This is a genomic window from Variovorax sp. Varisp85, from assembly GCF_047304045.1.
GTDB lineage: Bacteria > Pseudomonadota > Gammaproteobacteria > Burkholderiales > Burkholderiaceae_C > Variovorax.
Genome location: NZ_JBGLYN010000168.1, coordinates 1 through 247 on the forward strand (window position 1 = coordinate 1; position 247 = coordinate 247).

A 247-nucleotide genomic window follows, 5' to 3' on the forward strand; every position below is an offset into this window, starting at 1 on the left:
TCACATGCACCGTGGTCTCGGTGATGCCGTACATGTTGATCAGTTGCGGGCTGTCATCGCCATGGTGCTCGATCCACTGGCGCAGGCGCTGCGGGTCCAGTGCCTCTCCGCCGAAGATCACCACGCGCAGGGACAAATGCTCTTGGTAGGCTCGCGGCAGGCTGGTCAGCTGGCCGAAGGCCGAAGGCGTCTGGTTGAGCACCGTCACCTTCTGCACTTGCAGCAGCTGCAGGAAGTCTTCCGGCGA

General features: G+C 62.8%; 1 protein-coding gene. It reads right to left on the reverse strand.

Going from position 1 to position 247, the window contains the following annotated elements:
• On the reverse strand, window positions 1-247 hold a 247-nt coding region (locus ACCC97_RS28885), incomplete at both ends, for an AMP-binding protein (protein WP_413336415.1).